Below are 19,265 nucleotides of genomic sequence, written 5' to 3'. Positions count from 1 at the left end.
CCTCTTTTTAATGAGTCCCACGGCATCGATAACACATCACATAACATACACATCCAGCAAATACACATGTCATCGTTGTAAACCAGCCATCAGTGAACAGATGAATCCCAATGATGACCGCAGCACTTATGACAGATCCGATGAGCAATGATCGATAATAGATGCCCAAAGAAAGACTCGCTTCTCGTCTCAAAGGCTGCGTAAAGGCAAAGAGCCGTATGGTCAAAAACCAAATATAAACCCCTACCCCATAAATGGCCCAATACAATACATCATGAATCTCTAACAAGATAAGAGAAATCAAGTAGACACCATACAACCAAAAGGTTTGAAACACTTCTAATAGAAGAATCTTTTGATATAAAGCACCCGGAAAAAGATACAGTACTCCCGTTTGCCCGTGTCTTACAATCCCAGCGTAATATGAACTGAACAGGACAGATGCACCAATGACCAGAAAGAATAGAGTCAACCAATCTGAAAAATAAGAACTGACGACATAGTAAGTACCGATCAACAGCATGGTAGATAACAGGTGGAAGGTAGCATACTTTTTGATCATCAATATTTCTAGCCAAAGGAAAGCCCAGATGCCCGTTAATGTTGAAAGCCCCCACCACGTCTTGCTTTTCTTTGGACTTATTGGATTTGCATGAACCTGTTTCCCCTCAAATTCCTCCCAAAATGCCGCCTCTTTGACTAACGACTCCATCATCTCTATACGATGACTCGACCTGTACATCATCATGAAAGATAAAATCATCACTCCAAGTAATATCAATACAGAAATGAATGAAAACTCCTCTATCATGCGTCCGACTTGATACATCAAAGAAGCAGATATCTCCATCATAGACGACTGTTTCAATATCAATTGATTCAAAGTGAGCAATGAAAGACAACCAAATATCAGTATAAAACCAATGAAGAGCACTCGCTTATATACTTGAATGGTTCTTGCACAAGATACCGCAATCATCCATGTTTCGATCATACATAACAGCGCTGTTAACAGGAGTGATTTACCAAGTAGAAAAAAGTACTGCTGCGTTAAACAAAGAAGGAGGATATCAGCCATCACAGCAGAAACAATGAGAAAAGCACATCGCCAAAGAATGTGATATACCCATACACTCATCACAACTGTCCATAAGGAAGCACCACTTCCATACAACCACATGATATCGTTCATCTGACTAGGCAGCCTATTCGAAAACAAGCCAAAGCCAGTATAAAGAACAAATAAAACGACAATGATCCATCCAGCTGTACTTGCATTCCAATCGCCCATACTTGAGACTGCGCTCAGCTGAAAACCGATGGCAGCCATCATAAGTAGCAAGATCAGAAAGGGCATTTTCTTTTCTTGATTTTTACTGAGCAAGCGCCTTTGGGATTTCATCCATAAAAGGGAAAGCGTGTTATTCACTAGACCACTCCCCTAGAAGTTGAATGACTTCTGTCCTCCACTTCATTTGTTCTTCCTGCCGCTTAGGAACAGCGATACTTTTCATGATGGCACCATCTCGAATCAATATCACCCTGCTAGCCGTATCAAGAACAAACTCTAGGCTATGAGTGGACACAAGAACCGAACCTCCTTGAAGGCTCTTCTGTATCAGCCAATCTGACAACCATTGTTTCGAAGGGATGTCTAACCCAACGGTCGGCTCATCTAAAATAAAAAGGGAGGCATCTTGCACAATGGCCCCTGCTAAGACGACACGCTGTTTTTGACCCCTTGAAAGCCTTCCGCACAATTCGTTCATCTTCATTTCGATATGTACTTCTTTCAACGCCTCAAATACCTTCTCTTTGATCTGTTTTAAACCTTTATGATAGCCCCTCGCACGGAATTGAACATGTTCAGCAACCGTTAAATCTGGGTACAAATATGGCTGATCTGGAATAAGAGCTACTTGTTTTTGGACATGGGAATGACCAGGGGGAAATCCCTCTATGAGTATTTCCCCTTGATCAGGTTGATAGAGACCTGTTAAACATCGAATGGTTGTCGTCTTCCCCGCACCATTAGGCCCAAGCAGCGCTACAACCTCCCCTGCTTCAATGGAAAATGAAAGACCCTCTATCCCATCACCATTGCTATATCGTTTGCTTACATTCTGAACCTCCATGAATGGCATCAAATCTCTCCCTTTTATTAGAGTGATGTATGCTGAGGCTTTTTGGTATGTAGATATCTTTGAAGTTTAAATTGCCATAAGGGCATACAAACGAGCACAAAATTGTGAATAAAATGTGCCGCCAGTACACAAATAAATCCATAATGCATAAAAAGAAAACCAAGAAAACATCCAAAAACAAAAAGATGCGCCCAGCGAATCCATCTTGGATCATAACCAGTAACCTGATGCATAATTGCCCATAAAAAAGATGATATTAAAATGGACAATATCGCATTCCCACTAAACCAAAATATAAGAGAAATCATTAAGAGTCGGTATATTACTTCTTCCCCAATAGAACTTTGTAGACTCATATTAAGCCCTTGTCTTAAAGTAAATCCAGATAAAAACATACTTCTATTCGATAGTTCCGGAGAAATACTTAATTTATTCATTCTCTCTAACAGGTAAAAGACCAGTGATGTGATGCCTAGACTAATTAACCCAGCGCTAAGACCAATAAAAGTTTGTCCAACGATTTCATCTAAAAATTTCATTTCTAATTCATTCGCAAGAGCGCCTCCTGCCAATGAACATATAAATACTACAAATCCTGTCAATAATCCTGCAAACAAAGTAGAGAGTATACCAAGTAATTTAACAGTTTGAACACTCATCCTAGCATCGTAAGCATTTACTATCGTTAACTGTATATCCTCCTTAATTGTGAGAGATTGCACTAGTACAATCATGAAACCCAGCATAAAACTTAATGTGAGGTTAATTTGAACATTCATTAAGACTAAAACTAATATAGCCATGATCATCGCAGCAGCTGACCCTAACATACCTGAGAGACCAAAAGTAGACTCAACTTGTTCATCTCTTATTACTTTATTCATCTGATCCGTTAAAATCTCTGTATCTGTGCCGATATATGTGATCACACCAGATTGCATTTCAACTGTTACCTTAAGTCGGATATCTTCCTTTTCAGCGAGATACCAATATGTTTTAATTTCACGAAAATCCTCTTCTTTTGAACCAGAACCAGTTGGTTTTGTCTTAGCCCATAATCCCTTTGAAGAACAAGTTAATTTATCTTTTAAACCTTCTAGTGAAATCTGACCGTCTTTTTTAGATAATGAAGTTTGCCTTACATCTGCATAAAAAAAGGTCACTTCCCGTTTAGCGTTTACTCCTATCACGAATGATTGGTTTTGGTGAACAAAACGAACACGCCAAGACTCAACCAATCCCATTTCATGAAGTATATGTCGATTTTTTTTAAGTAAACCTAAATGATGTAACTTATTCACTGTTTCATGATCATACCAATAGACTGAATATACCTCCCAAGATTCCACGTCTATGCCCACAAACTCTCTAATAAAATCGATACCCACTTTTCTTGCCTCAATTTTATCTAAAAGGTTTGATTCTATTGTTGACACTCTATACTTCGCAAACAGGAAGAGCCCTATCACTCCAAGACCTGACCACAAAATAAAAGTCATACTATTCATGAGTGATGCCTGCTCTCTTTTCATTTTCAAAGGGGAGATCTGGCTCGGATAGTTCAACTTTCCCTATACATTTACAGTTTTTCGCTTCACATTTCAATTTCAATAGACGTGTTGGTGAACCAATATCAGAAAAAGAATCAGTTAGAATATGACCTAAAGGAATATCCTCTATTTGACAAGGTGTCACATAACCGTCTGCCCTTATATACCAAGCCAAATAACCCGGTGTACAAAAATCAGTTGTAAAAGAACTCTCTTCATGCTCCCAATCAATTATATTCAAATGGTGTCCCCACTTAGAACGTGCCTGCTGTAACTGGCTTTGAACACGATGTTCAAATGAAGTTTCTAGCGCTTTAAAATTCTTTGTAGCACGTCCTACGGATAATGTCTTACCAGCACGGAAAATAGAGGCATTTGCTTTTGCACAATGATCAACAACCTCCGCTACTTGATCAGCGTTCATTTCATTGATGGTCATTGCAACAATTACAGGAACATTCACTTCTGTTAACCGCTGGATGGTTTCCATACTTTCCTGAAAAGCACCTTTCCTTCCCCTTAAGGAATTGTGAGTGTCGCTCGTACCGTCAATACTAATTTGTACAGATACATTTCCTAGATGACTGAGTAATTCCACTTCTTCTTGTCTCCAGTTTAAGCCATTGCTAAAAACGTTTACGTTCGTAAATAATGAACTCGCAACCATCACAATTTCTTTAAAACCCTTTATGAGCTTGGCTTCGCCCCCTGTTAAAGTCACATCAGCCACACCTTGCGCAGCTAGTTTTTGCATCACATTAATCCACTGGGAACATGTTAACTCTTCAGGATAGGGCTTACCGGAACTAGCATAGCAAAAGGAACAACCTAAGTTACAAGCGTTTGTTAATTGGAGAGTACAGCTAATGGGCAAATAGGACTGTAAAGATCCTGTAAATTGAATAGGTTGATCCAATAACCCCTGTGTCCAAGCTTCTGTAAAAGGATGAGCACTCAATTCTTCACGCAATTGATCAGCTGTTAGCTTTTCCTTTTTAACGATTTCCCAGATACGAGCAGTTTTGCTCACGTCTTTATTCTTAGATAATAAAAATGCAAGCTGAGCCCCTCTTCCACTTAATCTAAAGTAATACATTGATTTTCTATCTATCATGACTGCGCCATGAGGCTGCAAATGAATCGCTAGTTCAGGTAAATCGTATTCTGTTAGTTGATTACTTGACATAAATAGACACCCCTTTTATAGAATAAGGAGCTAGCAATATATGCTTAACTCCCTATGTTATTCATTAAATAGCTCTCATTGCAGGATGTGGTAGTGCACAAACTCGTGTCATTGCAATACTCTTTGAGGCCCAGCACCCCATACATCCAGCTGCCTTAACAATTGAAGTACCACCTGGACGCTTAAGGCTTTTTTTACTCACAGATTCCCATTCTTTTTGGTTTCTTGTCATAAGTAAAACCTCCTCTAGAAATTTGCATAGTGTCAATAGACCCAATCGCTATGCACCCTGATATTACCATATGAAAAATGTCGAAGTAAGGGGAATCATGTAAAATATTCTAAAAAAATACTTAAAAGGTATTTATATCAATAAATTAGAGAGAACTAAATATAAAAAAGATTGGATATGAAAATCCAATCTTTTATCCCATACTTCCCTTATGCAAAAATTTTTCATTATCTACCTCATCAAGACCATCATTAAGCCAACTCTTAAACCGAATCCATATCCCGACAAGCCCATGCATCCACCTCGACCTTTAAAGCAGGTGAAGCCAAAGCCACCACATAAATCATCGTCATACAAGGGAGGTGGTCTCCTAAAAACTGAACCATGATTCGTTTTCTACTCTCAGCATCAAACTCACCTACCAAATAAAACACAAGCTTCGTTATATCTTCTACTTTCATATCTGCCGCTTCTACATTACGTTTTATATTCTCTAACGCTAGCTCGAGCTGTTCCATCGGGCTCGCTGGGATGGTCCCATCGACTTCCATCCCCACTTGTCCTGATAAGGTTAACCAACGCTGCGGCCCTGTTGTCTCTATTTGATGGATGTACGGTGCAACTGGCGCGTGAATGGTCTCAGGATTACGTGATGTTTTCATTGATCAAACCCCTTTTCTGAAAATACAATCAATTTACACCTATCATACCAAACTTTCTTCCCATCCTATCTGCGTATGCTCCGAACGAAGCCAAAAAAAAGACCTTTCTTCAAAAGAAAGACCTCTCTAAAATGATGCTCCGCTCCGATGCTCAATTTGATGAATCCAATTCAAATCCGCCTCTAAATGAAGCAGCGTGCCAGAAATCAATAAGTACCGACTCTCATCACCTTGCACAAGACATTCTGTTTTCAGCTTCGTGAGTTCCATCACATCTTTCATGATGACGGCTTTCTGCTGCTGAAGCATTTCTTTTTCTTGATGAAATCTGATTTTCCGTGCACAGCCCCATTTAAAGTGAAAATCATCCTTTACAGCATGATACGGAACAGGTGCCAACAGCCATGATTCCAGCTCTTGTCTGCCTTCTTCCGTCACGTCGTACAGCTTTCGATCTTGGTCATCTATTCCCACTGCTGTCACCAATTGATCACGAATTAACCGATCAAGCGTCGTGTAGATTTGACCCGGGTTGATTTTTCCTTTTATTCCGAGCAATGACTCCAGCTCTAGCTTTAATTCATATCCATGATGTTGCTGCTGACAGAGCGATGTTAATATTCCGTATTTCACTGACATATGATTTAACCTTCTTTGAGAGATGATATCATCTCTATTTTACTCGCTGTCGCACTAGAAATCCACGAAGCCACTAAACTGAGCGCAATTCCTGCGATCACTGCCAGCAGTAGATGCACAAGCGGCAATTGGAATGAAACAAATCCACCGAGCCAATCAGATTGGCTTGAGACATATAGAAGAATCACACCAAATAAAATGCCGCCAATCACACCTGATAACCCAATGAGTACACCTTCTCCGACGATCATTTTTCTCACCTGCTGCTTTGTCAGCCCAAGCGCCCGCATGGTGCCAATCTCAGATGTACGTTCAAGCGTATTCATCAGCAGTGTATTGGCTGTTCCAATGCTCGCGAGCCCCATAATGAAAATGAGCATCATAGAAATTAACTCGTTCATACCAGTTAAAGCCGATGTCGTTGATTCAATCTCATCCTCTACTGTTTTCACCTTTGAAAGCTGCTGCCCAAAGTCTTCCCATAACTGATCTCGTAAAGACTCACCGGCCCCTTTGTCTTTTAACGTAAGCAGTAGATCAAGGGGCTGCGTCCACCCTAAATCCTCTTGTAAAAATGTCTGATCGACAAATGCCACATAACCCGAATGATGAGAAGTCTTGACCACATCAATGACTTGTAACTGCTGCCGGCCAGAAGGTGCATTGAGATACACACTCTCTCCAATACGCCCACCCCATTCATCAAACGCACGCTCTCCTAACACGATAGAGGGCTTTTCTGCTAAATGTTGATACAAATCGCCTTTATTGTCATCTTCTATAAAAGACGGGCCCTTTTCCTCTACGCCGATCAGAGAAAATTGTCTTTTCTCTCCATCAGCCGTTTCCCATGTCAAAGGAGCCGCTTCCATCATCGGTTCCACCCGCTCAACAGCCTCATAGGATGACAGCTTTTCTTGATCCGCTTTCGTCCATGGGGCTTCAGAAGTAACCCTGAGATCGCCTCCATACGTTTGACGAATCTCTTTTTCGTAGCCATCTGGAGCCGATTCAATGACCGCACTTAAAAGCAAGATCACAGCAATCCCAACAGCTAGAATCGCCGCCGTATTAGCATTTCGATTCAGTTGCTGCGTGACATGCTGCGCTGATAGATGACCTGGATAGCCAAAAACAAGCTTCAAAAGAGGCGCCAACAACCGGTTCAAAAAGAGCAGAAAAAATGGGAATAACAGAACCATGCTGGCTAAAATGGCAAGATAAGCAGCCGGATGATCCACCCATACAAATGAAAGCAAGCCTATCCCTATCGCCGCTCTAATGACCGATTGTTTCTTCGGTGCAGAAGTTTGGGTGGTGGATTTTAAAGTCAGCAGCACAGACGTTTTCCCTGCATGATAGATCGGAAATAACGAAAACAGCACAGGGAACACAATACCAATGATCACTGCTATTACAACAGGCACTTGCCAATCTAACGAATACACCATATCAAAAGCAAACACACCAAGCAGTGTTTGCATGAACACATCCCCAAGCCAAACGCCAATCGGCACCCCAATGACGGTTCCAATACATGCCAAGATCAAAACCTCAATTAACATCAGCTTAGAAACAGAGCCCTGTGTATAACCGAAGCTCTTCATAATCGCAAATTCTTTTTTGCGTTCCATCACACTCGTATAAATCATATTAAACACGATAAAACCGCTCATAAACATCGACAGCCCTGCGATGAGGTAAAAGAACGTGTACAACCCGCCAATGTCATTACTTTGCCGGTCATCCGCCACCACAGGCTGGACAAAAACATCGGCATCCTTGAACTCTTTCTGTAAAGATTGAAAGAGCTGCTCTCCGCCATCATTCGTCTGAAATCTCATATAAGAAAGCTGATGATCGAGTCCCGTCCAGTCTCTCAATAAATCAAGCGGCGCCATCACACGAAAGCTCGATGATTCTGCACTCTTCCAGTCACTCGGACTTGAAAGCAGCTGTGTATATTCCACAATGGCAGATACCTTCGCTTCGCCCAAATCAGAAAAACGAATGGTATCTCCCACTTTTTTATTCTTCAGCTTCGCCACAACATCTGGAATGACCAACCCCTGATTATCCAAACGCCCTTCAATCACAGGCAGCTTTAGTAAAGAGCTCGTTTGATCTTGTACTCCGGTAATTCGCACCGCCCGTTGGTTAAGAGAGTGATCACCTTCTACCTCAAAAAACGTCTGTTTATCCAGCGCTAATAATGATCCTGTCACATCAGGATGCTTTAAAATGGTGGAGATCTGTTCCTCATCATATGTATGATCATCGCTCAACACCCAATAATCTGCATCAGCGACATACATTTGCTCATAGTAATGAAACACATCATTTGTCGTTCGATCGGCAATGAGCATCGACGTGACAAAAGCGATCCCCACCATGATGCCTAAGACAGAAATGGCGAACCGCTTTTTATGCTGAAGCATGTTACGCCATGAAATTCGCCACATACTGAGCATAATCATCATCCTTTCTAGAAATCACTTGATCAATGACACCGTCTTTAAAAAGGATGATTCGATCCGCAAACCCCGCTGCGAAAATATCATGCGTCACCATGATAATCGTCTGCTTGCTTTCTCGATTGAACTTGCACATTAACGCCAAAATATCCTCCGCTCTATGCCGGTCCAAGTTCCCCGTCGGCTCATCTGCTAACAGCACTGACGGCTGATTGACTAGAGCTCTTGCAATCGCTACACGCTGCTGCTGCCCGCCGCTCAGCAAACTAGCCCGTTTCCGCCCAAGCCCATTCAAGCCAACAGCCTCTAACAGCTCTACAACCGTCTGTTGATTCTCCTTTGTTAAACGTCCATCTGCATGCAGCGGAAACGCCACATTTTCTTCGACAGTTAATGTAGGCAGCAGCTGATAATTTTGAAACACAAACCCAATCTGTTTTCTGCGAAAAATCGTTCTCTCTTTCTCATTCATCTCACTTAACTGATGCTCATCTATCAAAATCTCTCCATCAGTAGGCAGATCAAGCCCGCCTAACAGCTGAAGTAATGTACTTTTTCCAGAACCACTCGGTCCCATCACCGCTACAAACTCCCCTTCTTCTACCGTCAAATCAACGCCCCTCAGCACCTCAGTCCGCTCCTGGCCTTGAATGAACTCCTTCTTCACATGCTTGATCTGAATCATCTGCAAACTCCTCCCATCCCTTTACGGAGTAATTATATACTAAGTATATATCATTTCAACATTTAAATTATGATAATATGTATTTACATCTTATTTTTTACTTACTAAATATATAAAAAACCCTTTAGATTTTCATATCCAAAGGGTACATCATGCTATAATTCTTGTTTTCTAAAAAGAAACCATCCGATGAGAAAAAAGAAACCAATCAATACCGATACACCTAGAAAGCTTGTAAGTGCCTGATCCGAATAAGTCCCTCTATGAATCATCTCCTCAGCCGCACTTGTGACGCCTTTAGGTGCAAACTTCCCTAATGTATCCTCATAAAACGAAGGAACGGTAAACAGGATGAGGTTGATCAAAAGGGAAACGCCGCCCGCAGTCACTGAGCGCTTAAAGAATGCCGATGCACAAATGGTCGACACCACAATAAGCAGTAGGTTTGGATAATACAAAAGCGTTCCTTTTAACACATCGCCCCAAGCCACATGCCCAAATTGAATGTCCACATAATATACGGAAGCAAGCACCGACACTATCAAACTAAACAAAGTTAAACAGGCATAGGCACATATTTTTGAGGCATAATAACTCATTCGACTGATCGGTTTCACCATAATCATCGCCGTCACCCCAGAGGCACGCTCTCCAGCAATCGTCCCCATCACGATCATAATCAGGATAAACACGCCGAGCGAATCAAATTTACTCAATGCACTGGCTAAAGCTTCTCCAGCACTAGGCTCTGGTATATAAAATGTAGACCCTTCAGGTAAATTCGCTGATTTCGACAAAAGATCTGGCAGCATTTTGAGTGTAATAGGCTGTGTGATCATTAAAATCGTAAAAATGATCGGCAAAAACAACATTTTATAACTAGTGAATAACTCCCTAAATTCCTTTTTCAACATCATCATGCCGTCACAACCTTCATAAAAATATCTTCAAGCGTCAGCTTAGATAGTCGATAATGGAGAAGAACACCGCCAGTTTCAGTGATGAGAGCCGGCAGCTCCTTCAATGCCGTTTGTTGATTGTTGACTCGCACCTGATAAGCGTCTCCTGTCTCCATGCATTCCTCCACCCAATCCCGTTCTTTTAACAAAGCCATTAGTTTCGTATTCTGTTGTTCTAATTGAAATTCAATCACGGGCTGGATATAGTCTTCTTTGAGCTGTTTCATCGAAGAGGACATCTCAATTTTGCCGCTGTTGATCATGATAATATGATCCGCCACTCGTTCAATGTCATCTAAAATATGGGTCGACATAAAGATCAGCATCTCATGCTTTAGACGCTCAATCAAAGTCAGGACGTCTTTTCTCCCCATAGGATCAAGTGCCGACACTGGTTCATCTAGTATGAGGACCTTCGGGCTGTTGATCAATGCCTGCGCAATGGCAAGTCTCTGCTTCATCCCTCCGCTGTAGCTGCCAATGGCACGATCCTTCGCCTCATACACCCGGCAAAGCTTCAACAGCTCCTCTGTTTTGGAACGAATGGTGTGTTTCTCTAAATGAAATAACCCGCCAACCCAATGCATCCATTCCTGCCCCGTCATGTCCTGATAAAATGCAGGATGCTGCGGACAGTACCCAATCACCTGACTGATTTGATCCATGTCCTTTGTGGCATCAAAACCTGCCACCTTCACAACGCCAGACGTAGGACGAGCAAGCCCCGTCAAAATCCGGATCGTCGTTGTCTTCCCCGCTCCATTGGCTCCTAAAAAGCCAACACATCCAACCTCCCCAACAGAAAACGAGACATCTTTTAACACTTCATGCCGTCCATACGATTTCGTCAGCCCATGACACTCCAACATATTCAAGCGAATCCCTCCTACTAAGATTGTTTACGACCAAAAATGAAATACGCAATAGGACCGGCACTCGCCACAAACACAATGACCAAAGCCCAAACCCACTTCACTTCTCCCCTAATCCTCGATGGATCTCTTTTCAGCAAATCAAACAAACCAATCACCATTAAAATCGCTTGCAGCAAAATAAGAGGTAAAATCAGCTTCATATCCATCCACGCCACTCCCTTTTCAAACATCAATTTGTTTTGGTATTACTTCTTTTGACGACATGAAAAGAGGATTCGTTCAAACAGATTTTATTTTTATCGATCGAATGATCTTTAAATATAAAAAAGCCCAGTGAAGGTTATTCACTGGGCTTGATTGTGATGATCATGACGAACCTCGCAAAATCTTCTCCATCGTCTTTCCTTTCGCTAACTCATCAATCAACTTATCTAGATACCGAATGTTTTTCATCGTTTCTTCCTCAATGTCCTCTACTCTAACACCACAGATGACTCCTTTAATTAAACTGCGGGAAGGATGAAGCTCAGGAGCCTCAGCAAAAAAGGCTTCAACGTCTATCTGCTTATCCAACTGTTCCTGCAACTCTTCTGGACTGTACCCTGTTAACCAACAAATAATCGTATCAACCTCAGCCTTCGTTTTTCCCTTTCTCTCTGCCTTTGCGATGTAGATAGGATAGACTTTTGCGAAACTCATTGTGTAGATTTTAGGTTTGGTCATGTGTCTACTCTCTTTTAACCTGTATTGACCTCAGCAAGGAGCGTTTCAATCATTGCATACCATGTATATTCCATTTATTTCTACAACAGTTTGGCATTAAAACTTTAATGAACATAGTACGTAAAAGTATAGTTATCAATACAACTTATTTAACTTTAGATATTAATCCTTTTATTTCTACATCTTTTTGTGAAGCCCTCTAAGCTTAACAAATAGGTTGGTTCATAAAAAGGAATAATTCTCGAGTAAATATTATTGAAAACAATGAAAATTTTTTTAAGAAGTTGAGATTTAGATCCACAATCAAAGAGCCTATTTGAATCATATCCATTTTCAAATTGTAATATAAATTTAGGGTATAATTCATGTTTAGGAGTATTTTGAGATTAAAATCTCTTACGTTCACCTAATTTCGAATAGGTTCCCGAACATAAGAAGACGGATAAGAGCGATTAGGACCCTCAATTAAAAACAATATCTTTTCTTTTAATCCCTTTAAATGAGCCCTTTTTTCATCCAACTCATCTTCGTAAATAACGAAGCTTTTGTCTACTGTAGATTTTATACAAAAACCTCTACTAGTATCGTATTCTTCCGATGTATGGGCTAACAAATTTCTTAAACTAATTTCATTCTCCCATTCTTCAAAAATTTCCCTATGTAACCTCATATAATTGTGAGTTGTGCTTTTTTTCAATTCGTAAAATAACTCTTTGTACGTTCTGTTGTCATTTTCAACTGCTTTAAGTTTAACTCTTAATAACCACTCTAATTCAGCATGTTCACACATATAAAGACCCCGTATTGCATTTAACTCATCCCATCGACTAAGGCTTATTTTTACGGCATTTTCAAAATCTTTTTCTACTGTCACTGAACTTGCCAATGAAATAAAAGTAAAATTAGAAAATAATTGAACTCTAGTCTCTTTAAGTTTAGCAATTATATCCTCTCGAATTTGATCATAATCATTGTTTGAATATAAAACAAAAAATTGTTTGAATAATTCTTTATTTCTAACCTCAATTAGATAATCTAATCCTGTCTCATTATCACCTAAATTATAGTCAGAAATAAAAAAATCTACTCGCCTATTCTTATTTAAGAGTATTTCTTTAGCATCTTCAAGATTACTAACTTGTTCAATATTACTTTCATATCCCTTATTCTCAATAGCCGATTTCACAAAACTCAATCTTCTTTCATGTCCTCGATCCCGTAGTCTATCTTCTAACCAAATGACCTCTACAATTCTCCTCATTTTGGTTTCACCTCTAATTTAATTGTAAAATCCACAATATTCTCATAGGTACTTACTGAAATATTCCAACCAAACTCTTCACAAATTTCTTTAACTAAAAACATTCCAATACCAGTTCCATTTTTCTTACTAGTAACACCTAATTTAAATATATCTTCACTAGGCAAAATTTCGATTGGTCCTGTATCCGAAATAATATGTAACTCACTGGAATGGTCATGGAATTCCACCTTAATAAAACTTGCATTTCTTTCCGCTGCATTATTTATAAAATTATCCAATAATACACCCAAATCAAAAATTTCCACTTTAGCCATAAAAGGAATACTGCCTATTTTAATTTCTATTTTTCCTCTTGATAAACTAACAGTCTCTAAATAGCTTCGAATATAACTTTTTAATTCTATAGTTTGTTTACCTATAATGTCATAATTGTTCAATCTTAAGAATTGTTTTTTAATTGTAGTTAACTTATCAGAATATTTTTTTAAACCTTTCATATAAGGTAATATTCGTACCCACTCTTTTGAATTAGAAAATTGGCTGGATAAATCTTCAATAGTATATATTAATTCATTACTAATAATTGTTAATTCATGAACCAATACTTTCTGTCTTTTAGGATCACTTTCACTCAATAATATATCTTTCATATTATTTTGATTTTTTAAACTTGTATTTTCTCTTTTCAGCCCTACATACTCTAAGTCTAATTTTTTGAATTTATTTTCAACTTGCAAACGAGCCTCAATTTCAGCCTCTTTAGCAAGTCTCTCTTCTTCTCTAGCCTTTCTTTCTGCTTCTTTCTCTTTTTTTTCCTTTTCAAATTTTATCTTTGAAAGATCATTAGCCTCTTTTTTTAAAATATCTGAGATTGATATCCTTTCTCTAATCAATCTATTTACTATAGGTTTAAGGATATCAATAAGTAGGTGTACTCTATCACTATCAGCTGATAGACCTTCTCGGCTAGTTGTAGATATATCTGGTAATAAGTCATCATCAAGAATATCAAAGGAAATTTCTCCTTCTATATAACTTTTAAATGCTTGACTAAGCCCCAATAACTCCAAGAAATTATCGATAGCCAATTTATCCCTTATGTAAAGTTTAAGTCTATTAGATGTATAAACACCATTCTTCATAAATCGAGAGTCATTTTTGTCTGCTTCAGTCTTTTTTATTGTTGCATGGATACCAATCCAACCTTTCAGTTCATAAGGTCTTCTAATTTTTTCTCCATGTAGACCCATAAATTCCTTCTCACCAGATATCAATATTTTTTGTTTTTCAGAAATTTTATCTGGTGTTAAAATAAGCACTTGTCTCTCTTTTTTATTTAGAGCTTCTATTTCTTGATCTGATAAATTCCCAACTTTTATATTACCTAATTTAATAGGTATATTTTTTCTCAACTCGTAACTTTTTAGTCCTGGTTTAGTCTCAAAGAACCCATAAAAATTTCTAAAAGCCACTTCTTTTTTTACAGTTTGATAAACTATGGATTCATTTAATTCAGTTATATAAGCTATTTCAATTTTTGCCCCTAATTCATCTAAAAGATAATAATCGGCAATTCTATTCTTTAAGCCTTCTAATTTTCCTTCAGCAAAATTCCTTAGGTCCACATTTGTTAATTTTATAAGAGTTCCTTGTTTATAATTGCTCCAATAATCCTCATTATCTATTGTTACATCCCTATTATTAACATTATTTAATTTAGGAATATCAGAATTTTTTACATTTGTTGAATCCAAAACCCATGATGACTCAACTCCATCTTTTTTTGTAACAATATAGTATTTTTTAGAAAGATATAATCCAGCAAGCTTTCCTACACCTTTTCTACCTTTAATTTTTTCCGATATATTTTGACCTTCTTCTCTCTTGTTTCTGCCTATTAATGCATATTTATTAAGCAAATCAGAGTAACTCATACCGCTACCATTATCAAAGATCTCAATCGTTGAGTTTGCTTTATCAATAGAATTAATATAAATTCGAACAGTATTTGCCCCTGCATCCAAACCATTCGCGACTAGCTCAGAAATAGCACTCCATTTATTAGTGTACATTTGTTTTCCTAAAAGATTTAAAGCATAATAAGAAAAATTAAAATATATTTCATTACTATTACTCTTCATAACTTACTCCCTATGTGTTTCAAAAATTTTTATCAAAGAATTCCTTCAACTTTTGTGCAATGGCACTGGCTAATAAAGGTGGTACTGCATTGCCAATTTGACTATTAATACTTTCTTTGCTACCCACAAATTGGAAAGTATCAGGAAAGGATTGTATCCTCGCTCCTTCTCTTGGTGTTAAAGCTCTATTTTGTATTGGGTGTATACATCTTAAAGATGATGGGGTAGATAAATTATTTGTAATAGTAGAACATGGTTTATCCCACCATAATTTACCGTATGTATTAGTATAGCCAGATGTCAGATAGTATTTTTTCTCCAAGACTCCTGTTTCAACTAAGTTATTTATATAGTTTCTTCCTTCTCCTGGGATAACCATCCTCATAATAGTTAATATCTTATCCCCATTAGTAGCATTTATATGATCCATTAAATAATTACAATTATTTCTCATCAAAATTTGATAGTTAGTATAAGGGGCTTTTTCATAGACATTTTTTTTCTCACCATTATTTAGAAATGGCAAGTCTCCTATAGCATCTTCTAAAGTCAAAAAATCATTGTCAGACTCAGGAGAAGGAAATTCCCACTCAAACTTAATATCTAAATCTTTTCTAATCCCAATTAAAAATACTCTTTCTCTATTCTGTGGAATACCAAAATGTTTTGCATTCAAGACACTATCTTTTATCTCATAGGATAAATCCATTTCAAAATCGGAAAAATCACTAAATGATTTTTTAATATCTTCCATAACAGGTAGGTTTTCATCATTTTTCATTGTTAAAAGACCCGTAACATTCTCAAAGAGAAATACTTTTGGTTTAATAAATGTTAATACACGTCTATATTCTTGATACATTTTTGCACGTTCATCATATTGTCTCTTCCCAACTGTACTAAAAGACTGACATGGTGGACCACCTATCACTAAATCTACATTCGTGTAATCTATATTTTTTTCTTTCAAAAATTTTTCATTAATATCAGTTATACTGCAATTTAACATCGGTATACTCGGGAAATTCAACAAGAAAGCATCAGAAGCATTTTTATTAATCTCGTTAGCAAATAAAATGTCAAAATCATTGGACTTTTTAAATTTATTATTTGAAATCTTTGTTTTAAAGCCCAATGTCAGTCCGCCTGCCCCTGAAAACAAATCTACAACCCTAATCATCTAACAGCCTCCAATTAACACTTAAAATTAATTTGACCAGATTTATTCACCAATTGATTATTCTATTTGTTTTTTTATATCTCATAATAAAATACATTTGAAGAGGATATATTCAATTTATATATGATAAAAACAGTAAATTCGATAAAAAAAGACACTACTTCAGATAATAATAACGAAAGTAGTGTCTCATTACAATATTTTTCTAAATTTAAATGAAAATTGACCTATCTCTTGTCTACTCCACCGTTACACTCTTCGCAAGGTTACGTGGTTTATCCACATCACACCCGCGGTGAAGGGCTGCGTAGTAAGCGATTAGCTGTAATGGCACAACAGATGCAAGTGGTGCAAGTGCTGGATGTACAGCTGGAAGGACGAAACGGTCGCCTTCGTCTTCTAGGCCTTTTAGTGAGATGACACATGGGTTTGCGCCGCGTGCAACGACTTCTTTGACGTTACCGCGAATGCTGAGGTTTACGTGCTCTTGTGTTGCAAGGGCAATGACCGGTGTGCCTTCTTCAATTAAAGCAATCGTGCCGTGTTTCAGTTCTCCGCCAGCAAAGCCTTCTGCTTGGATGTAAGAGATCTCTTTTAGTTTGAGTGAACCTTCAAGGCACACATAGTAGTCAAGTCCTCTTCCGATAAAGAATGCGTTACGTGTCACTGTGAAGAAGTCACGAGCGATTTGTTCCATTTCATCCTTTTGATCGACTAGGGCTTCCATTGCGTTTGCTACAATCCCAAGCTCTTTCACAAGATCAAAGTCAAGAGATTGACCATTTAATTCAGCTGCAACAGATGCAAGGATCGCAAGAACAGCGATTTGTGCTGTGTAGGCTTTTGTTGAAGCCACTGCGATTTCTGGTCCTGCATGAAGAAGCAATGTGAAGTCCGCTTCACGAGAAAGCGTAGATCCTGGTACGTTTGTGATCGTTAATGCTTTATGACCAAGTTCTTTGACTTGAACAAGTACAGCACGGCTGTCCGCAGTCTCACCAGATTGAGAAAGGAAGATGAACAACGGCTTTTTCGATAGAAGCGGCATGTTGTAAGAGAATTCACTTGCTACATGGACTTCTACAGGTACTTTTGCCCAGTCTTCAATGTATTGTTTACCGACAAGTCCAGCATGGTAGCTCGTTCCGCAAGCCACGATGTAAATGCGGTCTGCTTCTGCTACTGCGCTTGCGATATCGCCAGCGACTGACAGCTTGCCGTTTTCGTCTTGATATTCTTGGATGATTTTGCGCATCACTAGCGGCTGTTCATCCGTTTCTTTTAACATGTAGTGAGGATATGTGCCTTTCTCGATGTCGCTTGCATCTAGCTCAGCGATATAAGAAGGACGTGTCATGATATCACCGTCAAGGTTTTTGATGATCACCTCGTCTTTTGTGACAATGACCATTTCTTTATCCATTAATTCCGCATATTCGTTTGTTACTTGAAGCATCGCCATTGCGTCAGAAGCCACAACGTTGAAATCTTCGCCGAAACCAACCAATAACGGGCTTTTGTTTTTCGCCACATAGATTGTTTCTTTGTTTTCGTTATCGAAAAGAGCAATTGCGTAAGAGCCTTTTAGTTGAAGAAGCGTTTGACGGAAAGCTTCCTCTGTATCAAGACCTCTGTTCACAAATTGTTCGATGACTTGAACAACAACCTCTGTATCTGTGTCGCTTTTTAGTGTGACGTCTTGTAAATATTCGCGTGTCAATTGTACATAGTTCTCGATGACACCGTTATGAACAAGCGTAAAACGGCCAGAAGCACTTTGATGCGGATGCGCATTTAGATGGCTTGGTACACCGTGTGTTGCCCAGCGTGTATGTCCAATTCCTGCTGAAGATGCCACGTTTGCATCAACAACTTCACGAAGTTCAGCGATACGTCCTTTTTCTTTGAACACATGCACGCCATCTTCGTTTGCCACAGCGATACCTGCTGAGTCATACCCACGGTACTCAAGCTTCTCTAAACCTTTTAATAAGATTTCCTTCGCATCATTCTGACCAATATAACCTACGATTCCACACATAAATATTCTTCCTCCCGATCATGTGAAAGGGACAAAGAAAGCCTACTAAAATAGAAGGGACATTTCTTCGTCCCTCTCTACATGTTTAATTTGGGAGATCATGTGTATTCCCTTTGTACAAAGAGTCACCTCTTTGCTTTAAAGAAACACTTACGGCTGTGATCTCTATATTTGATCAGCCGGGAGGCATCCGCCGAAAAATTCGATAACCTCCATCCTCGTCAACTAAGCATCTGTCGTTCGATCGCTTAGTTCGGGCGCTATAATTATAAGAGTGGCTGAACATCTACCCTGCCTTTCCTGCTAGAATAAAAATCCAGTAACACAAGGATGATTGTACTATAAGGTCTGACCTCCGTCAATCACAATTTAGCGGGTGATCCCCATCATGTTAGAAAGTAAGACCTCCCTACACTATATGCGATGAGGCTTGTCACGTTCTACCTTTGATGTGCTCTCTTATGTATGAAAGCAAGCAGCAAATTGCCCTCGCTTATATCATTCGTATAG

The 19,265-nt window shown here is 38.8% G+C and carries 17 protein-coding genes; all 17 read right to left on the bottom strand.

Translation table 11 applies throughout. The annotated features are described in order from the left end of the window. Positions 1-7: 7 nt before the first annotated feature. Positions 8-1,429, bottom strand: coding sequence for a sporulation killing factor system integral membrane protein (gene skfF / locus MHH31_RS01165; protein WP_058336273.1), 1,422 nt, complete (start codon positions 1,427-1,429; stop codon positions 8-10). Further along, positions 1,422-2,144 (bottom strand): ABC transporter ATP-binding protein, encoded by a 723-nt coding sequence (locus MHH31_RS01160; RefSeq protein ID WP_039169389.1) that lies wholly within the window; start codon positions 2,142-2,144, stop codon positions 1,422-1,424. The genes skfF and MHH31_RS01160 overlap by 8 nt, the downstream gene beginning before the upstream one ends. Before the next feature lie 17 nt (positions 2,145-2,161). Then, a complete protein-coding gene (locus MHH31_RS01155) occupies positions 2,162-3,652 on the bottom strand; it encodes a type II CAAX endopeptidase family protein (RefSeq protein ID WP_058336272.1) in 1,491 nt (496 codons plus the stop codon). Then, complete coding sequence (skfB, locus tag MHH31_RS01150) at positions 3,645-4,880, bottom strand: sporulation killing factor system radical SAM maturase (protein WP_058336271.1); 1,236 nt, start codon at positions 4,878-4,880, stop codon at positions 3,645-3,647. The genes MHH31_RS01155 and skfB overlap by 8 nt, the downstream gene beginning before the upstream one ends. Before the next feature lie 64 nt (positions 4,881-4,944). Further along, positions 4,945-5,112, bottom strand: a complete 168-nt coding sequence (gene skfA, locus MHH31_RS01145) for a sporulation killing factor (RefSeq protein WP_017366484.1) — start codon at positions 5,110-5,112, stop codon at positions 4,945-4,947. Positions 5,113-5,375: 263 nt separating this feature from the next. Beyond that, the gene (locus MHH31_RS01140; protein ID WP_058336270.1) at positions 5,376-5,774 is read right to left on the bottom strand and encodes a RidA family protein; all 399 of its coding nucleotides are present in this window, start codon (positions 5,772-5,774) and stop codon (positions 5,376-5,378) included. A 126-nt stretch (positions 5,775-5,900) separates the two neighbouring features. Further along, complete coding sequence (locus MHH31_RS01135) at positions 5,901-6,413, bottom strand: PadR family transcriptional regulator (RefSeq protein WP_041508142.1); 513 nt, start codon at positions 6,411-6,413, stop codon at positions 5,901-5,903. A 5-nt stretch (positions 6,414-6,418) separates the two neighbouring features. After that, the gene (locus MHH31_RS01130; protein ID WP_342495159.1) at positions 6,419-8,884 is read right to left on the bottom strand and encodes an FtsX-like permease family protein; all 2,466 of its coding nucleotides are present in this window, start codon (positions 8,882-8,884) and stop codon (positions 6,419-6,421) included. Next, positions 8,853-9,572: an ABC transporter ATP-binding protein gene (locus MHH31_RS01125; protein WP_024719122.1), complete on the bottom strand. Its 720-nt coding sequence runs from the start codon at positions 9,570-9,572 to the stop codon at positions 8,853-8,855. The genes MHH31_RS01130 and MHH31_RS01125 overlap by 32 nt, the downstream gene beginning before the upstream one ends. Positions 9,573-9,727: 155 nt before the next feature. Beyond that, the gene (locus MHH31_RS01120) at positions 9,728-10,492 is read right to left on the bottom strand and encodes an ABC transporter permease subunit (RefSeq protein ID WP_058336268.1); all 765 of its coding nucleotides are present in this window, start codon (positions 10,490-10,492) and stop codon (positions 9,728-9,730) included. Beyond that, positions 10,489-11,406: an ABC transporter ATP-binding protein gene (locus tag MHH31_RS01115; RefSeq protein WP_058336267.1), complete on the bottom strand. Its 918-nt coding sequence runs from the start codon at positions 11,404-11,406 to the stop codon at positions 10,489-10,491. Before MHH31_RS01115 ends, MHH31_RS01120 begins: the two co-directional genes overlap by 4 nt. Positions 11,407-11,420: 14 nt before the next feature. Further along, positions 11,421-11,612 carry a PLD nuclease N-terminal domain-containing protein gene (locus MHH31_RS01110; RefSeq protein ID WP_017358881.1) on the bottom strand — a complete coding sequence of 64 codons (192 nt, stop codon included), beginning with the start codon at positions 11,610-11,612 and terminating at the stop codon, positions 11,421-11,423. 160 nt (positions 11,613-11,772) lie between these two features. Further along, a complete protein-coding gene (locus MHH31_RS01105) occupies positions 11,773-12,129 on the bottom strand; it encodes a DUF2200 domain-containing protein (RefSeq protein ID WP_342495158.1) in 357 nt (118 codons plus the stop codon). A 406-nt stretch (positions 12,130-12,535) separates the two neighbouring features. Beyond that, positions 12,536-13,390: a hypothetical protein gene (locus MHH31_RS01100; RefSeq protein ID WP_342495157.1), complete on the bottom strand. Its 855-nt coding sequence runs from the start codon at positions 13,388-13,390 to the stop codon at positions 12,536-12,538. Further along, positions 13,387-15,534, bottom strand: a complete 2,148-nt coding sequence (locus MHH31_RS01095; RefSeq protein ID WP_342495156.1) for an ATP-binding protein — start codon at positions 15,532-15,534, stop codon at positions 13,387-13,389. The genes MHH31_RS01100 and MHH31_RS01095 overlap by 4 nt, the downstream gene beginning before the upstream one ends. Positions 15,535-15,553: 19 nt before the next feature. Continuing rightward, positions 15,554-16,714 (bottom strand): DNA cytosine methyltransferase, encoded by a 1,161-nt coding sequence (locus MHH31_RS01090; RefSeq protein ID WP_342495155.1) that lies wholly within the window; start codon positions 16,712-16,714, stop codon positions 15,554-15,556. 238 nt (positions 16,715-16,952) lie between these two features. Beyond that, a complete protein-coding gene (glmS, locus tag MHH31_RS01085; protein WP_007498541.1) occupies positions 16,953-18,755 on the bottom strand; it encodes a glutamine--fructose-6-phosphate transaminase (isomerizing) in 1,803 nt (600 codons plus the stop codon). Between the last annotated feature and the right edge of the window lie 510 nt (positions 18,756-19,265).

This window comes from Bacillus sp. FSL K6-1033 (assembly GCF_038630765.1).
Lineage (GTDB): Bacteria > Bacillota > Bacilli > Bacillales > Bacillaceae > Bacillus > Bacillus altitudinis.
This window is presented reverse-complemented; position numbering and strand designations above follow the sequence as displayed.